This window comes from Pseudoalteromonas sp. Angola-30 (assembly GCF_028599215.1).
GTDB classification, from domain to species: domain Bacteria; phylum Pseudomonadota; class Gammaproteobacteria; order Enterobacterales; family Alteromonadaceae; genus Pseudoalteromonas; species Pseudoalteromonas atlantica.
In genome coordinates, this window is record NZ_JAQREI010000001.1 from 266,709 (window position 1) to 283,481 (window position 16,773).

Genomic DNA, 16,773 nt, shown 5'->3' on the forward strand with positions numbered 1-16,773 from the left:
CCTATTCATTGAAAGGCAGAGCCGCTAAAACAAACACTTACTTTACCAGCCCCGCTTTTGTAGCCTGCATAGGAACGAAACCGCTTAACCCTTCTACGTTAGATAACCAGCGACGTATATTTGGATATGGGTCAAGAGATACATCCCCCTCGGGAGCGTGGGCGACATAGCTGTATATCGCAAAGTCAGCCAAGCTCACTTTATTTGCCACTAAGAAGTCATTGCCATCGAGTTGCTGTTCCAATTTTGTTAAGGCTTTTGCTGCTGTTTCTTTAGCGAAAACAGGGTCAACCGGCGAGTTGAAAACATTAATTAACCTCGCTGCACCAGGACCGTAGGATATCTCTCCTGCAGACATGGCAAGAAAACGATGCATCTCAGCTTCGTTGGCAAGATCTTCTGGAATATATGAAGGTGCGTATTTGCGTGCCAAGTAAATCAAAATTGATATTGAATCGTGGATTACCACGTCTGAATCCTCAATTACTGGTACTACACCTAATGGATTGAGAGCCAAAAAGGGGGCTTGTTTATGCTCCCCCGCGGGTAAGTCTACATAAATAACTTCATGGGCTATGCCTGCAACACTTGAAAATAACTCTACTCGGTGGGCATGGCCGGATAATGGAAAACCGTGAATTTTAATGGCGTTTGACATGATATTTACCTTATTTAATCGTTAACTGATGACTTTTGCTGTTAGCCACTGACCTGTTGTGGCATGGGTAAATATTAGGCGTTGCGTTTCTTATGAACAATATGTTGATTTATGGAATCACTATGTACAAAATGTTCATGAATAGGGCGAAGCATTACACGGAGCAATATAGGGAGCTCTTATGGATACACTTGACGGCATGCGCACGTTTATTGCGGTGGCAAAGCAAAAATCTTTCACAGGTGGTGCTAAGCAACTAGGCATAAGCACTAAACTGGCGAGTAAATACATTGCTCAGCTGGAGCAAAAACACGCTGCTTTGTTGTTCCACCGAACTACGCGCAGTGTTACCTTGACCGAAACTGGGCAGGCGTATTTTGTGCGATGCGTTCCTTTGCTGGAACAATTTGAAGAGCTAGAAGATGTCATTCAGCATCGGCAGTCTGATCTGTCTGGCACGGTTCGCTTAACCGCACCTACCGCATTTGGCAGTACTAAATTAGTCGATGCACTGGCCCCATTTTTAGCCAAGCATCCGAAAATTAATGTTGAGTTGAACCTGTCTGATCAGTATGTGGCTATCATCGATGAAGGTGTGGATGTTGCTGTGAGGTTTGGGCCGTTGAAGGATTCAACGCTGATCGCAAAAAAATTGATGGATATGCGTATTGTTTTTTTTGCCTCTCCTGAGTATTTAAATCGCAATGGTAAACCAAGCCATCCCCGTGCGCTGGCAACACACAATTGTTTATTGCAAACTTCTCAAAACGACCCTGAAAACTGGAAGTTCAAGGAAGATGGCAATACGTTCACCGTTAATGTTAGCGGCGATTTTGCTTCTAACTCCCCCAGAGCAGTAACCCACATGGCTTCTCAAGGGCTGGGAATAGGCATGGGCCCGCAATACGTGACAGAGCCTTACGTAAAAGACGGCTCATTGCAGTTACTGTTCGAACCCTACGAAGCAAGCATATTGGAATTAAACGCAGTGTATGCTTCAAACCGCCACTTACCGGCAAGAATACGAGCATTACTTGATCATCTTGCGCTTTCTTTTGCAACTTAGTGGTAATTACCTCAATAGCTACTGTGCAGGCACAATGTATAACGTATCTGCTTATTGATTTAGACTTTGCTTGTGAAGTAGAGCAAAGCGTAGGGCATCTTTTTATTGCACAGACCTGCGTAAATACTTTGTTAGCATAAGGCTTTAAATGGCAGCAGCGATAAAGCACACCAAGTATGCCCATACTAAAACGCTACAAAAGCCCAGTGGTTTGCCACTGGGCTTTTTTGTGCGCTGCAATTTACTAGAAATCACATTAATTGAAGCGGGCTTTTAAATAAATATACGAAAAATCGTATATTCACTATTTCATATATCCTTATTTTGTTTTATTGTATGCACACTAACTAAACGAGGATGCTATGGAACAACTCAACCCACTACAATTTTACAAATGCTTAGCCGACGATACACGCTTAAAAGCCATGTTATTAATTAGCCATGAGCAAGAGCTGTGTGTGTGTGAGCTTGTTGCTGCGCTTGAACTGAGCCAACCTAAAGTGTCGCGCCATTTAGCGCAGCTTAGGCAATGTGGCCTATTGAGCGACCGTAAGCAAAATCAATGGGTGTATTACAGTATTAATAAAGCCCTGCCGGAGTGGGCTCTTAGCGTAATAGCACAAACCAAAAACGAAAATTTTGCGTTTTATAACGACGATTTAAATCGACTCAATGCAATGGGTAATCGCCCTGAGCGTGCAGCAAGCTGCTGTTAATTAAGCAAATTGATATAACTTTACTAAAGGTATTTATTATGACAATTAAAGTAGGTATTAACGGCTTTGGCCGTATGGGACGTTTAACACTGCGCGCAGCACTAGAGTGGCCAGAAGTAGAATTTATTAAAGTAAACGATGTAGCGGGCGATGCTAAAACACATGCCCATTTATTAGAGTTTGACTCAGTGCACGGGCGTTTAGCGCACAGCGTTACAGCAAACGAGAATAGCTTTAGTGTAGGCAAACACACTATTGCCGTTACCAATAATAAAACCATTAGCGATACCGATTGGTCTGATTGCGATGTAGTGATAGAAGCCAGCGGTAAAATGAAAACCACTGAGCTGTTAAATCAATATTTAGCACAAGGTGTTAAGCGCGTTGTGGTAACCGCTCCGGTAAAAGAAGACGGCATTTTAAATGTGGTTATGGGCGTTAACGATAATTTATATAACCCAGATGAGCACAAAATTGTGACTGCGGCTTCGTGTACGACTAACTGTTTAGCGCCTATTGTAAAAGTACTGCAAGAAAAAGTAGGCATTAAGCACGGCTCAATGACCACTATTCACGATATTACCAATACCCAAACTATTATTGATGCGCCACATAAAGACTTACGCCGTGCTCGTTCGTGCGGGACAAGTCTAATACCTACCACAACCGGTAGTGCAACAGCCATTACGCATATATTCCCTGAGCTAAAAGGTAAGTTAAATGGCCATGCCGTGCGCGTACCTTTAACTAACGCATCGATTACTGACTGTGTATTTGAGCTTGAGCGTGGTGTAACTGCCGCTGAGGTGAATGAATGGTTTGCTCAGGCGTCTAAAAACGAGCTTGCTGGCGTATTAGGTTACGAAGAAAAACCGCTGGTATCGATTGATTACAAAACCGATCCACGCAGTAGCATTATTGATGCGCTCTCTACCATGGTTATTAATAATACCCAGCTTAAATTATACGCTTGGTACGATAACGAATGGGGCTACGCTAATCGTACTGCCGAGCTTATGCTTAAAGTTGCTAAAAGTGACTTGGTTTAACCATTAATTAAAGGTTTTAAGGGCGTTAACCATGTTTGAGCAACTCGCTAATTTACCTACAGCAATAAAACAGTATTTAATAATTACCGGTAATTACTGGGCATTTACCTTAACCGATGGCGCACTACGTATGCTGGTGGTGCTGCATTTTCATCAGTTAGGGTATGGTGCACTGGCCATTGCCATGCTGTTTTTGTTTTACGAAATTTTTGGTGTGATAACCAATTTAGTGGGCGGTTGGCTAGGGGCTCATTTAGGCCTTAATAAAACCATGAACTTTGGCTTGGCGCTGCAAATAATGGCGCTTGCCATGTTATGTGCGCCAAGTGAATGGCTCACCGTGGCTTATGTTATGGCGGCGCAAGCGCTTAGCGGCATAGCAAAAGATTTAAATAAAATGAGCGCCAAAAGCGCCATTAAACACTTAGTGCCCGAGGGAGAAAGCGGTCAAGGCCAGCTCTATAAATGGGTGGCTATTTTAACGGGCTCAAAAAATGCGTTAAAAGGGGTCGGTTTCTTTTTAGGTGGTTTACTCCTTACGGTACTGGGTTTTGTAGGTGCTTTAAAAGCCCTAATTTTATTACTCACTATTGCTTGGATTATTAGCGTTGTATTTTTAAAAGGCGACATGGGCAAGGCTAAAAATAAGCCTAAGTTTAAAGAGCTATTTTCTAAATCCCGTGCAATAAATTTATTAAGTGCAGCACGATTATGCTTGTTTGCCGCGCGTGATGTATGGTTTGTAGTGGCTTTACCTATTTATTTAGCCCAGCAGTTTAACTGGAACTTTTGGTGGGTAAGTGGCTTTATGGCACTTTGGGTAATTGGCTACGGTGGTGTGCAATCACAAGCGCCGCGTATTACCGGCACCAGTAACTCAAGTGTTGATACCGTTAAACATGCCTATTTATGGGTGTTGCTGCTAAGTGGTGTAACAGCACTATTAGCACTTTTTATGCAACTTGATGTGGCCGTGCATGCCACGCTGATTATAGGTTTGCTTATTTTTGGCGGTGTATTTGCCGTTAATTCATCTGTGCATAGTTACCTAATTGTCAGCTTTGCTAAAAGCGATGGTGTATCGCTTGATGTTGGCTTTTATTATATGGCCAATGCCATGGGGCGTTTACTGGGCACGGTGCTTTCGGGGTGGGTGTTTCAGGTTTATGGCTTTGTAGCGTGTTTGTGGGTGAGCGTTGCTTTACTCATAGGTGCCACGATAACCACTGCTATTTTGGCCAAGCGTTAGGCCTAATTGTTCAAAAAACTTAAATTATTTTATGTTATTGATGGCTTGATGCAGTTTGTATATTAAACTGTAGGGGTGTTTTAACAAAAGGTAATTTAAGTGCGAGAACTCACGTTAGCAAAAAAGTTATTATGGATAACTGTAGGGAGTACATTTTTAACAGTATTAGTACTTTCTGGGGTTTTATGGTGGCAAATGTCATCAAACAGCGAGGCGCTCGCTAAAGAATCAGAAGATTATATCGTGGCCGAAGTTGAGCAAAAGCTTAACGCAAACGCGGCTGCTTACGGCGAAAAAATTGCCGGATTTATCAACGAAGCTTACCGAATTCCAAACTCATTAGCTGCATTACTTGGTGATGCGGCTAATACTCAAACATTAAACCGCGACACGGTAGTGAGCATTAACCGCTCTATACTTGAAAAAAATCGGTTTTTATCGTCAATTTATTCGCAGTTTGAAGCCAATGCCTTTGATGGGCAAGACGCGCAATTTAAGCAAGGATATAAACACTCAGTTAATGGCGATGGCACGTTAGAAGTATATATAACGCGTGATCAAAACGGCATTATTGAGCAACAAAAAGTAGCTAACGCTGCCGATAAATACCTGACCTCGTTAAACGAATTTGGTATTCGTGAAGCGCATTGGTATTTATGCGCAAAAGATACACTTAAGCCCTGTATTATGGAACCTTACCTTTACGAAATACCTTCTGGCGATTCGGTTATGCTTACCTCTTTAACCGTACCTATTACTAAATCGGGCCGCTTTATTGGTTTAGCAGGCGTTGATTTAACGCTCCCTACGTTTCAGGGCTTAACCGAAAAGCTTTCGAGCGAACTTTATAACGGCCAAGCAAAAGTAACACTTTTAAGTGATATAGGTTTAATTGTAGGCAGCAGTCACTACAAATCTAAATTAGGCCGCCCCTTTAAAGAGGCGGTTAGTAGTAACACTTACAGTGAGCTGGTTAAATTTAAAGGGCAACATGGCCTTTTTAAAACACCTAGCGAGTATTTAGTTAACTACCCAATTAATATTAAGCTGGCTAACACTCAGTGGAGCCTACTTATTGAAGTGCCAAGTAATTTAGCGCTAGAGGGGCCTAATGCCTTAGCTAAAAACATGAGTGACTCGGCCAATCAGCTCGGTGTTGTTATTTTAATAACCGGTGCTGTTATTGCTTTAATTGCTTTTATTATTATGAAAGTGGTAGTGGGCACTGTGGTTGCACCCCTTGAGCAAATTCAACAGCGTGTAGATAACCTTGCCAGCTCAGAAGGTGACTTAACTCATACACTCCATGTAGATACCCACGCAGAGCTAATTGCGCTTGCGGGTGGTTTTAATGCCTTTTTAGCTAAGCTACGTGGCTTAATTGCAGAGCTTAAAGATGTATCGTCGCAAACAAAACAGCAAGGCGAAATAGCACAGCATATTGCTATTGATACAAAACATAATGTGCAATCGCAGTTTCAAGAAATTGAAAGTGTAGTGACCGCTATGAACGAAATGAGCGCCACCGCACTTGAAGTTGCCAGAGCCTCTGAGCAATCTGCTCAACAAGCGGATGAAATAAATGGTTTAGTGGTTAGCAGTGAGTCGAGCTTGTCATCGGCTATGAGCCAAGTGAAAACCATGTCTGAAGAAATAAAAGAAGCCAACCAAGCGGTTGAAAAAGTGGCTTCGCGTAGTAAAGATATTACGCAAATTTTAGATGTGATCAGAACCATTTCAGAGCAAACCAACTTACTTGCACTTAATGCCGCCATTGAAGCAGCACGCGCTGGCGAGCACGGCAGAGGCTTTGCCGTAGTTGCCGATGAAGTACGTGCACTGGCGTCTAAAACACGCTCATCTACCGATGATATTAGCCAACTTATAGATAGCTTATTGTTAGAAGTAGGTAATGCATCAACCGTAATTGAAAAAGGCGTAGTACGCGCGCAAAGCGCAGTAGACGAAACCTCAGTGGCGTTTGAAGCACTGCACAGTGTGGTAGTAAAAGTAGATGAAATTACTAATCAAATTACCCACATTGCCACCGCCGCCGAAGAGCAAAGCTTAGTAACTGAAGAGATAAATCGTAACCTTACGCTTATTTCTGATGCTGCATCGCAACTTGCTGATTTATCTACCAAAGCGGGCGATAGCAGTGAAGCGCTTAATGCACTGGTAGCGCAGCAAGATAGCGAGCTTAATAAACTTAAAACGTAAGTAAAGCTCAACCCTAGCAAATATAAAAAGCGGCTAATTCACACGAATTAGCCGCTTTTTTAGTTGAGACTTTTTAGAAGTTAGTAATGCGAAACGTTATAGTTTTTTGATCAAGGCAAACATTTGGTTGATCATTGGCTGCGCTAATTGCTCAACCCCTGGGCGGTTAAAATAGCCACGCAGCCCAGTAAATTGCACCTGAAAAAACTGCGCGTATTCAAGCGCGGTAAGGTTGCTGCTTAGCTCATTATTTTTAATGGCTTGAGCAAACAAGGTGGTTAAGTAGGCTTCAAACTTTGCCGATAGATCTAGGCTTAGCTCGTATAACGAGGCGTCTTTTTCTGCAAATTCGCTGTTTGCTTTTACCAACATACAAATAGCACTTGGGCTACAGTCTTTGGTTTTAATAATTACGTTTTCTACAAACGCACGCAAACCACCTAAAACAGAGTCAGAACTTGCTAAAAACCCATCAATTTGGCTTTTCATTTGTACTGTGTAGTCTTTTAAAGACTCGCTGTATAGGCCTTCTTTAGAGCCAAACGCCGCATATATACTGCCTGGGCGCATGTTAATGGCTTCTTGTAAATCGCGGGTTGAGGTGGCGTTAAACCCCTTTTCCCAAAACAATTGGCTTGCAACGCGAATTACATTATCGCGCTCAAATTTAACTTTGTTTGCCATTTTATTCTCAACTATTTTGAACGTATGCTCAATTTTAACTTGAACAGTCGCTCAAAATCAAATAGTATGTGTCTCGAAGTTACTTAACCTGACACCAGGTTACTCAAACACATTAATTTATTGGAGCAGAACATGGCAGAATTTACGTTATATACTCAAGACAACGCACCAGAAGAGTCAAAATCGCTTATGGCTGATTCAGTAGCAGCATTTGGCATGTTACCTAACCTTCATGCCGTAATGGCAGAAGCGCCTACGCTACTTAAAGGTTACCAAGTACTGCATGAGTTATTTCAAAACACCTCGTTTAACGCAGAAGAGCTAACGGTGGTATGGCAAACAATTAATGTTGAGCACGAGTGTCATTACTGTGTACCAGCACACAGCGCAATTGCCGCTTCAATGAATGTAGACCAAGATATTGTTGATGCTCTAGTAAACAAAACACCACTTGCAGATGCAAAACTTGAAACACTGCGTGAAACAACGCTTGCAATGACACGCGATCGCGGCGTAATTAGCGATGAGCAAATTGAGAAGTTTTTTGCAGCAGGTTACGGTAAACAGCAACTACTAGAAATTGTTGTAGGCTTATCGCAAAAAGTAATGAGCAACTACACTAACCACCTTGCTGATACACCAGTTGACGAACCATTTAAAAAGTTTGCTAAATAATAGCGGTTTTATAAATAACAAAGGCAGCTTAGGCTGCCTTTTTGTGTTTTAAGCGAATGGCCATTATTTAAATTTAACGGCTTTAGTGCTGCGTGTATAAGTACGCTGCTCGGGCTTAGTCCACTCACCCTTTTTTAAATAAGAAGTTGAAACTACAAACGTATCGTTTTTTAGTTCGCTGATCGAGCGCACTTTAGTAATACCTTCTTTACTGCCTGTTACCTCTTCATACGCTACAAATTGGGTAGGGCTGAGCACTTTCATGGTGCCTTTTGTGTAAAAACCTGCGGTAGTAAAATAGTAAAACACCAATGACTCTTTTTTACTGTCGTAAAAAATCATTGATTCCCCACCATACTCACCTTCATTAATAGAGTGCTTGGTATGTATAGCTTTACCATTTAATGCGCGCTCCCAGTGGCCAACATCTTGTACAGGTTTTGCACCTTTAGGTACGTCAAAATCGGCCTGCCATGTACCTAAATAAGGTTTAAATACAGCGAGTTCTTTATCAAGGTTGCTTGGGGTATCAGTGGCGTAACTATTAAAGGCGTATAAGCATAATACTAAAAATAGGGCTTTAAAGTATGTCATAATTTGGCTCTTATTATTTTGGTTTAACTCTTTTTAGTATAGGCGATCATGAATTGATAAAGAAAACATTAATCACCTTTGCACTGCTTTTTTTGGTCGCAGTATGGCAAGCTCATTGGCTTTATAATATGAGTATTTATATACCAAGCTACTTTACAGGTTTAAGCTTTTTTACTTTTATAATGTACGCATGGGATAAACGACAAGCTAAACAATCAGCGCATAAAAAAGTAAACCGCACACCCGAGCGCACGCTTCAGTTACTGTCGTTACTAGGCGGTTGGCCCGGCGCACTCATTGCACAGCAATGGCTTAGGCATAAATCGCAAAAACGTCGTTTTATAGTGGTGTTATGGCTGTGTATTTTTGGGAATGTGAGTGTAATAGGGGCTATTACATTTTTTGCAGAAAACATGAGAGTTATGCCTTTAAATTAATGTGTATTTAAAGGCATAAATACAATTTTACACGGTGTTTAGTTTGCAGCTTCAGTTTTGGCTACTTCATCTAACTCTACTGTAAGTATGGTTTTTTTATCAACCACAACCCACTTACGATAAGTTTGGTAACCTGGTTTGCTTACCTCAACATCGTATTCACCTTCTTTAAGTTCGATCGCGTCTTGGTATACCGGTTTGATATTCATAATACGTACGCGAGCGTCATTAGGGTTAGTAATTACGGTAAGTGAGATTGGAGCAACCACTTCGGCTACTTCAGCCTGAACATCGGCAACATTGTCTTCAACTTTTTGTTCAGTTTCATTCATATTTGAAGTGTTTGCACAGCCACTTAAGATGAGTAATGCTGCAAGTGCGGTTATTTTTTTCATTGGTACTCCATAAATCATTATAGTAATTAAAATTGCGAAATATCATGGAGGAGTACAAGCGTTAGCTTAACTCGTCGTCCTTGACTTTCGTCGGTAAAACTAAGTGTTCATCAACTTTTAAAGTGTATTGTAAAAGCAAAGCCACAATCGCTTTGCTTTACTGTTTATAAGTTACAATAAAACATTATCAAGTGATTGAGTAATGGCTTCACTTCGCTCTACTAGTTGTTCAGCAGTACGATACATTTTTCTCTTCATTAAGGTATTCGCCATTGTAATGTATCGTTTAGATAACTCTTGCTTTAAAGAAACCAAAAGCGAAAAGTCTGATGGTAAATCCACTGACTCCACGTTAATCTGCTCTTCAAATTCTAATAGTTCTTTGTATTGTTCAATGCCTTCCAGCTTTTCTGTGTAGCGATTAAAGCGTGGCTGATAAAATACAACAGCATCTGCAGTTGGAAATTGTGCTTGCTGGCCTTTATTTACTTTTTCCTGATACAAGGTGAGAGCATCGATTGCCGACTCTCTTTTGAGCAGCTCAGCAAATTGCAGCTCTTCTTTTTGCGTATTAGTAAAGATGGCTTTCCCTACGTTTAATAACGCTTTTTGTGCAATAACGTCGTCTTCTTGTATAGCTTTGTCGAGCGCTAGCTTGTAGTTATCAAAGTGAATTTGTGAAGGCTGATAGACGTACGTGTCATCGACCTGTTTTAAATCGATAATTAACTGAGGAATACTATTGTTATCAACTTCGTTATAACGAGATTGCTCTAAAAGTAAATTAATTCGCGATGTAATATCAAAAATAATAGATTGTCTTTCTCTTAAAATGCTTTCCAGTTGCACAGAAAGCTTTTCTGAATCTGGGTAGTATTCAAGTGCCTGAGTGTATACATCTATTGTTTCATCGAAGTTTTTAAACTTATCACCACTATTATTTAGCTGATTAGCCATACCATCGAAGCTTTGCAAAACACTCTCTTGATTTACACGCAATAAGCCTTGCTTTAAAACTTCGTATTGCGGCGGTATTTCAGAAAGCTTATCGAGTATGCTTGGGCCATTCCAAGACATCCACGTTTTTACTTGCTGATTTATCGCCTGAGCATTGTCTAATTTTGCTTCGAGCTGTTTTACATTGTTATCGTTAGATAAGTAATATTGCCCTGCTAATACTGTAGCAATCACTAAGCTTGCTACTAGTGCGATAGCTGGTTTGTAATTATGGTTTAATTTAGCAGTAATGGGGTCGAGTGAACTTAATCTATCAGAAGCGTTTAATGCAATTGCTTTATTTAAGCTACCCCACAACCATAATGGGCAGTTACTAGGGCGTTTGGCCGTGGCATCTTTTGCTAGCTTATCGGCTGCTACGCGGTTAAATGGATGTTTGCTGCTTAATAGTTCAAGGGCTATACATGCGTAAGAAAATACATCATCTTTAACTGATGCTTCTGCACCTTTAAGTTGCTCCGGGCTTGCATAGGTGGGGGTGTAACCACCTACAACTGCGGCATTTTGTTGGTTTTGAACAGCATAGGCATCTTCAATGGTTTTATGTTTCGCAATACCAAAATCAAGTACTTTTAAGTTGCCGTTAGAATCAAAAATAATATTCGATGGCTTTAAATCATTGTGGATAACACCGCGTGCATGCGCGTAAATCAGTGCATCAGCTAACTGCTCTAAAATCACTTTGGCTTTTTTAAACACCATGCCAGTGGGTTTATTTCTTTTTATTATTTGCTCAAGTGTTTCGCCTTCAACAAGCTCCATTGTTACATAGTGAAGATCGCCATCTGAACCTGCTGAATAGACTTTAACTATATTAGGGTGAGCTAACTGTTGTGTTTTAGTGGTTTCATCTTTTAGGAGAGTGATGGCCTCTTCTGATTGTGAAAACTCTTCGAGTAACACTTTTATCGCCACAAACACTTCAGGGCGGCTTGGGCTTTCTAAAAATAAATCCCTTGCGCGATAGATATAACACATACCGCCTTGGCCAATTAATTCTTCAACCAAGTAACGAGCAGATATTTTTTTGCCAATTAGATTGAGCTTATTTTTAGCTTGGGGTTTTTTGAGATTTGAATCAAGCGACGCTATCTGAGTTTTATCGTTAGAATTATTGATACCGCTCATTATAAATCCTTTTATTGTGTATATATAAATAATTGCAAAGGTGAATTTTTATCGTTTTTATCAATTCTCCCTTTGATAACGGCAGTATTTTTACAAAAAAAGATTACTTTAGCAATCTTTCTAGCGTAGAAGTTTCATACAAAATTAATTATGTCGCCTGTTTGAACTCACTTAAAATTTGTTTTTATTTTTAAACTTAAAAAATAACGTGCTTAAAAGGGCTGTAAAAGGCGTAAAAGGTACATTCATCGGTAATTTTTCACTTTATTTTGTTTGGGATTAAGTTTGTTGCAGTGTGCTGAAAAAGGAACATTCAAACGGTAATTTAATTATTGGATTTCATGTTTTTAGGTTTATTAAATTTATCATTGTCTTCAAAATTAAATATATGTGTATATTTTTATATATTAATTTCAATGTTGACAATAGTTTCGCTTCTACTTTATCCTAATAAAAATGTAGATTTATGGGACTAACTTATCAAATGGAACTGATACTAAATATAACTAGTTATCATAGACTCTCGCCTGAAATTGAAGCTTCTAAAACAACTAAACACTCTCTTATTTTTGGCCGCTCGGAAGCGTGCGATTGGCACTTGCCTGATCCTGAAAAAATAATTTCTAGCCGACACGGCCGTATTGAAAAAGAAGGGGATTCGTTTTACTTATACGATACCTCGACTAACGGAACGTTTGTTAATTTTGGCGTGTCTGCGCTTGGTCAAGGTAATAAACACCGTTTAGCGCACAGTGATGTGATTACTGTGGGGGACTTTCAAATTGAAGTCGAGTTAGCTGATTCTCAATCTACGACAGCATACACTGAAGCACGCCCAAATACGGATGACTTTGCACTAAGAAATAGTGCCCCGGCACCTGCAATAGATAATTTTTCTTCAAGTGACTTATTTTTAAATGAATCTATTTTAGATGAGTCAATGCCTGCTGTTTCAATGAAAGAAGAAAACATGGCACAGCCTGATAATCAAATTCCTGAAAATTGGGATGAGTTATCACATTTAATGAACCCTGATGTGTCAGTCTCACCGCAAAACCATTTTGATGATGTTGCAGTGGCAGAACAACCCGTTAAAGTTGAGCCACAAAAAACACCAGAACCCGTTAAGCAGCCAGTAAAACAAGCGCAAACACACGCTAGTACCGCAAGCGCTAATTCCGCTTTATCTGAGGCGTTTTTAAAAGGTTTAGGTGTTAAAACTGAGCTTCAAAATGCCCTTAATACACCAGAGTTGTGGTTTGAAATGGGGCAAAGTTTAAATTTATTATTAAACGAGCTGATGGAGTCATTAAGACAACGAGCATTGGTAAAAAATCAATTACGTTTGAATCAAACCATGTTTCAAACAAAGCAAAATAATCCTATAAAATTTTCTGCTGATATTGATGATGTTATTCAGAATTTATTCATAAGAAATAGTGCAAGCTTCCTGTCGTCTCGTGAGTCGATTAAAGAAAGTTTTACTGATACACGAAGACATGAACATGCTTTATTAGCAGGAGCTGATGGTGTACTTAAAGGGATTTTAGAGCAGGTTTCTCCCCAGCAGATCACCCAGCAAGTAAATGAAAACTCTAATGTATTAAAGATTATTCCAGGCCAGTCAGAAGCAAAATGTTGGAAGATATACCAAAGCCTTCATGAAGAGCTAGCGCATGATGTTAATGCGAAAGGCGCTATGGCGTTATCTGACGATTTTTTAAAGGCTTACAATGATAAAACTCAAGAAACGTTTTAGGAAGGAAAGTAAATAATGTCTAAACTTAAGCTCTTTTTTATGAGCATTAGCCTACTCTTTTTGACGGTTGGGTGTACCACCGTAAATAAAATAGTGCCGCCTTCAACTGATTTAATTATTAATGTTTCTAAAGATGTAAATCCAGACACATCAGAGAGACCGTCGCCAGTTGTTATGAAAATATTTGAACTTAGTTCACGAACAATTTTTGATACGCAGGACTTTTTTAGCTTATACGAAACGCCTGAAAAGCTACTGGGTCCAGATTTACTTAAAAAAGATGAGTTAGAGCTACAACCAAACTCAGTACAAAAATACAAAATGAGCCTTAACAGAAATACCCGTTATGTGGGTGTTGTTGTGGCCTATAGAGATATCGACCAAGCAAGGTGGAGAGCCGTTATTGAGGTTGATCCAACAGGCTATGACGATATAGATGTAAATGTTGAAGCAATTGCTACATACATGAGAGAGCGATAAAAAGGATTTGTAAAATGGGTGATAACACTCGTGTTGCGTGGACTGAAGGGATGTTCTTAAGGCCGCAACATTTTCAACAATCAGATAAGCATTTTTCTAACTTAATAAATCAATTATGCAAAGGGAATTTATCTGATCCGTGGGGCATACTTGATATAAGTATAGACACACAATTATTGAGCTCAGGGCAGTTTGCTCTTGAGTCTTTAAGTGCTATCACGCCTGATTTACTCCCAATTGAAATGCCGCAATCAACCCCTTTACCTGAGCCATTAGTGGTTAATAAAGACGTGTACGATGAGGTGGTATACCTTGCCATCCCTGCATTAAAAAGCAGTGGTATTAATATTTCAGCGCTGGATGAAAATATCGTCACGCGCTATAAGCTAAATGATCTAACAGTTAGTGATGACTCTTTGGGAGCTCAATCTCAAGAGGTAATTCAGGTTGCTAAAATTTATAGCAAACTTGTGCTTTCATCAGATGATCACGCTGGTTATATTTTGCTACCTGTGGCGCGCATTATTGAAGTAAGCAGCGAAGGCAGCATTAAGCTTGACACTAAATACATACCTGCCTCTTTAAAAGTAGGTCAATGCAAGCCGTTACTCGGTTTAGTAAGAGAAATAGGCTCTATGATAAAACAGCGCGCAGAGAGTATTTCTGTGCGTTTATGTCAAGGTTATGCAGGGAGTACCTCTGTTGCCGACTTTATCATGCTGCAAACACTTAATAAGTACGATGCTGTTTTTGACAATCTACTTAGCGTGAATAACCTCCACCCAAATGTATTTTATACCCGTCTTATTGAGCTTGCTGGCGAGCTATCTACTTTTAGTACTGCGAATAAAAGAGTACCAAAGCTGCCTAAGTACGATCATGAAAATTTGGGCAAAGTATTTTCTGAAGTAGTTAATTTCTTATATCAATCTTTAAGTCATGTTATTGAACAAACTGCGACAGAAATTAAATTAGAGCAAAGCAAGTTTGGTATTTCGTTTGGCGCACTAAAAGATAAATCTGTACTTAACTCGGCACAATTTGTTTTAGCAATCAAAGCAAGTGTACCGCACGAAGAGCTGCGCAAAATACTGCCCTCACAAATTAAGATCGGTAGTGTAGAAACCATACGTGACTTAGTTAATAACCAAATTCCTGGTATTACCATTAGTAACTTACCAACGGCACCGCGCCAAATCCCATACCATGCAGGTTTTCATTACTTTGAGTTAAACAAGCAGGGTGAACATTGGGAAAAACTTCGTTCAAGTGGTGGTATCGCTATCCACTTATCGGGCAATTACCCAGAGCTACAAATAAGCCTTTGGGCAATTAGAACCTAACTTTTAAAGGAAGAGTTTCAATGGACGAAACCATTATAAAACCTCGCCCTGGTAGACTAGGGCGTGACACTTCAAACACTCCTAATGTAGATAACGATGCTGATAAAACAGTGATGTCTGTTGAGCCTGTTGCCAGCAGTGTTGCTAATACGTCTAAAGTTTCAATTTTTAAAAACCCACTTTTAGAAGCGGCAACAGATTGCTTTTCAATTGTAATTTCGATTAGCCAAGCTAAAGAGATGACAAATATTGCTGCTTTAAAGCATCGCTGTGTTGAGGCTGTAAAGCGCTTTGAAGTTGAAGTGCGCAACCAGGGGCTTTCTAAAGATGTCATTACCAACTCGCGTTATTGCTTGTGCGCGATTTTAGATGAATCAGTTTTAAATTCTAAATGGAGCTCAATGGAGTGGGCTGATGAGAGTTTACTCTCGACGTTTCATAAAGAAACGTTTGGCGGTGAATACTTTTACACCCTGCTTGATAATGCACTGGCTCAACCTGAACAACACAAACAATTTATTGAGCTGCAGTACCATTGCTTAAACTTAGGCTTTAAAGGTAAATACAGGCTAGACAACGGTGGCGATACTAAAATAGAAGAATACCGCTCTCAAATGTATCATCTTTTAAATCAATTAGATGGCCCATTGAACAATAAACTTTCACCTAATTGGAAGCAGCGTGTTGCCGCTGGCGTAGAGCTTAGAAATCAAGTTCCGCTTTGGGTGATTTTTTCAGTGCTGGGCTTAGTGCTGTTAATGGTTTACTTATTTATCAACATGAAACTAAACGACGGCGTTACTTCACTTAACGATAAGCTGGCTGTTATTCATCCTATAGCGCAAAACGAAAGTGTAGATAAAAAAGATAAGCAACTATTAGTACTTGAGCAGTTACTGCAAACAGAAATTCAGATGGGGATTGTGACAGTAAAGAAAAACCTAGACCGCATAAGAATTTCAATAAACAGCGAAAGTCTATTTAATCAAGGCGATGCTAAATTATTACCGTCAATTCAACCCATCTTAGAAAAGCTAGCACTTAGTTTAGAAGGAACAAAAGGGCGTATTTTAATTACTGGGCATACCGACGATACGCCTATTCGGACTGATAAATACCCATCAAATTGGCACCTTTCTTTAGCCCGTGCAACGCAAGTTGCTAATTCTATGGCTAAAAGTACAAACCTAAGTGGCCGTTTATGGCCTGAAGGTAAAGGTGCTGCAGAGCCTATCGCCAGCAATTCAGATTCAGCTTCTCGGTCACTAAACCGACGAATTGAAATCGATTTATTATTTTAATG

The 16,773-nt window shown here is 40.0% G+C and carries 17 protein-coding genes; 12 read left to right on the plus strand and 5 right to left on the minus strand.

Features of this window, described 5'->3' with window-relative positions:
• Nucleotides 1–37 precede the first annotated feature (37 nt).
• Entirely contained in the window at nucleotides 38–658 is a 621-nt protein-coding gene (locus PSH54_RS01220; protein WP_273605242.1) for a glutathione S-transferase, read from the minus strand.
• A gap of 181 nt (nucleotides 659–839) precedes the next feature.
• Between PSH54_RS01220 and PSH54_RS01225 the strand changes: the two genes are divergently transcribed.
• The 6 genes from PSH54_RS01225 (at nucleotide 840) to PSH54_RS01250 (ending at nucleotide 6,958) form a co-directional block, all read left to right on the plus strand.
• The gene (locus PSH54_RS01225) at nucleotides 840–1,724 is read left to right on the plus strand and encodes a LysR family transcriptional regulator (protein ID WP_273605244.1); all 885 of its coding nucleotides are present in this window, start codon (nucleotides 840–842) and stop codon (nucleotides 1,722–1,724) included.
• A gap of 148 nt (nucleotides 1,725–1,872) precedes the next feature.
• On the plus strand, nucleotides 1,873–2,001 hold the full coding sequence (locus PSH54_RS01230) for a hypothetical protein (RefSeq protein ID WP_273605246.1): 129 nt from the start codon (nucleotides 1,873–1,875) through the stop codon (nucleotides 1,999–2,001).
• 85 nt (nucleotides 2,002–2,086) lie between these two features.
• Nucleotides 2,087–2,440: a metalloregulator ArsR/SmtB family transcription factor gene (locus PSH54_RS01235; protein ID WP_273605248.1), complete on the plus strand. Its 354-nt coding sequence runs from the start codon at nucleotides 2,087–2,089 to the stop codon at nucleotides 2,438–2,440.
• A gap of 38 nt (nucleotides 2,441–2,478) precedes the next feature.
• A complete protein-coding gene (locus PSH54_RS01240; protein WP_024032896.1) occupies nucleotides 2,479–3,489 on the plus strand; it encodes an ArsJ-associated glyceraldehyde-3-phosphate dehydrogenase in 1,011 nt (336 codons plus the stop codon).
• A gap of 31 nt (nucleotides 3,490–3,520) precedes the next feature.
• Nucleotides 3,521–4,738 (plus strand): organoarsenical effux MFS transporter ArsJ, encoded by a 1,218-nt coding sequence (gene arsJ, locus PSH54_RS01245; protein WP_273605250.1) that lies wholly within the window; start codon nucleotides 3,521–3,523, stop codon nucleotides 4,736–4,738.
• A 99-nt stretch (nucleotides 4,739–4,837) separates the two neighbouring features.
• On the plus strand, nucleotides 4,838–6,958 hold the full coding sequence (locus PSH54_RS01250; protein WP_273605252.1) for a methyl-accepting chemotaxis protein: 2,121 nt from the start codon (nucleotides 4,838–4,840) through the stop codon (nucleotides 6,956–6,958).
• A gap of 96 nt (nucleotides 6,959–7,054) precedes the next feature.
• Here the strand turns inward: PSH54_RS01250 and PSH54_RS01255 are convergent, their stop codons facing one another.
• Complete coding sequence (locus tag PSH54_RS01255; RefSeq protein ID WP_024032893.1) at nucleotides 7,055–7,642, minus strand: TetR/AcrR family transcriptional regulator; 588 nt, start codon at nucleotides 7,640–7,642, stop codon at nucleotides 7,055–7,057.
• Nucleotides 7,643–7,774: 132 nt separating this feature from the next.
• Here PSH54_RS01255 and PSH54_RS01260 point away from each other — a divergent pair, with 132 nt between their 5' ends.
• Complete coding sequence (locus PSH54_RS01260; RefSeq protein WP_024032892.1) at nucleotides 7,775–8,317, plus strand: carboxymuconolactone decarboxylase family protein; 543 nt, start codon at nucleotides 7,775–7,777, stop codon at nucleotides 8,315–8,317.
• Between the two features lie 63 nt (nucleotides 8,318–8,380).
• Here PSH54_RS01260 and PSH54_RS01265 read toward each other — a convergent pair whose 3' ends face one another.
• Entirely contained in the window at nucleotides 8,381–8,911 is a 531-nt protein-coding gene (locus PSH54_RS01265; protein ID WP_004587031.1) for a hypothetical protein, read from the minus strand.
• A gap of 53 nt (nucleotides 8,912–8,964) precedes the next feature.
• Between PSH54_RS01265 and PSH54_RS01270 the strand changes: the two genes are divergently transcribed.
• Nucleotides 8,965–9,348, plus strand: a complete 384-nt coding sequence (locus PSH54_RS01270; RefSeq protein ID WP_138685255.1) for a DUF1294 domain-containing protein — start codon at nucleotides 8,965–8,967, stop codon at nucleotides 9,346–9,348.
• A gap of 38 nt (nucleotides 9,349–9,386) precedes the next feature.
• Here PSH54_RS01270 and PSH54_RS01275 read toward each other — a convergent pair whose 3' ends face one another.
• Nucleotides 9,387–9,743 (minus strand): PEGA domain-containing protein, encoded by a 357-nt coding sequence (locus PSH54_RS01275; RefSeq protein WP_096042733.1) that lies wholly within the window; start codon nucleotides 9,741–9,743, stop codon nucleotides 9,387–9,389.
• A gap of 171 nt (nucleotides 9,744–9,914) precedes the next feature.
• Nucleotides 9,915–11,888, minus strand: a complete 1,974-nt coding sequence (locus PSH54_RS01280) for a serine/threonine-protein kinase (RefSeq protein ID WP_273605256.1) — start codon at nucleotides 11,886–11,888, stop codon at nucleotides 9,915–9,917.
• 484 nt (nucleotides 11,889–12,372) lie between these two features.
• Between PSH54_RS01280 and tagH the strand changes: the two genes are divergently transcribed.
• From tagH to tssL, 4 genes are read left to right on the plus strand one after another with little or no spacing between them, the layout of a single operon-like run.
• Nucleotides 12,373–13,647 carry a type VI secretion system-associated FHA domain protein TagH gene (gene tagH, locus PSH54_RS01285; RefSeq protein WP_273605258.1) on the plus strand — a complete coding sequence of 425 codons (1,275 nt, stop codon included), beginning with the start codon at nucleotides 12,373–12,375 and terminating at the stop codon, nucleotides 13,645–13,647.
• Between the two features lie 15 nt (nucleotides 13,648–13,662).
• Nucleotides 13,663–14,127 carry a type VI secretion system lipoprotein TssJ gene (gene tssJ, locus PSH54_RS01290; protein ID WP_024032885.1) on the plus strand — a complete coding sequence of 155 codons (465 nt, stop codon included), beginning with the start codon at nucleotides 13,663–13,665 and terminating at the stop codon, nucleotides 14,125–14,127.
• A gap of 14 nt (nucleotides 14,128–14,141) precedes the next feature.
• On the plus strand, nucleotides 14,142–15,470 hold the full coding sequence (gene tssK, locus PSH54_RS01295; RefSeq protein WP_024032884.1) for a type VI secretion system baseplate subunit TssK: 1,329 nt from the start codon (nucleotides 14,142–14,144) through the stop codon (nucleotides 15,468–15,470).
• Nucleotides 15,471–15,490: 20 nt separating this feature from the next.
• On the plus strand, nucleotides 15,491–16,771 hold the full coding sequence (gene tssL, locus PSH54_RS01300; protein ID WP_096042737.1) for a type VI secretion system protein TssL, long form: 1,281 nt from the start codon (nucleotides 15,491–15,493) through the stop codon (nucleotides 16,769–16,771).
• Nucleotides 16,772–16,773: the final 2 nt, after the last annotated feature.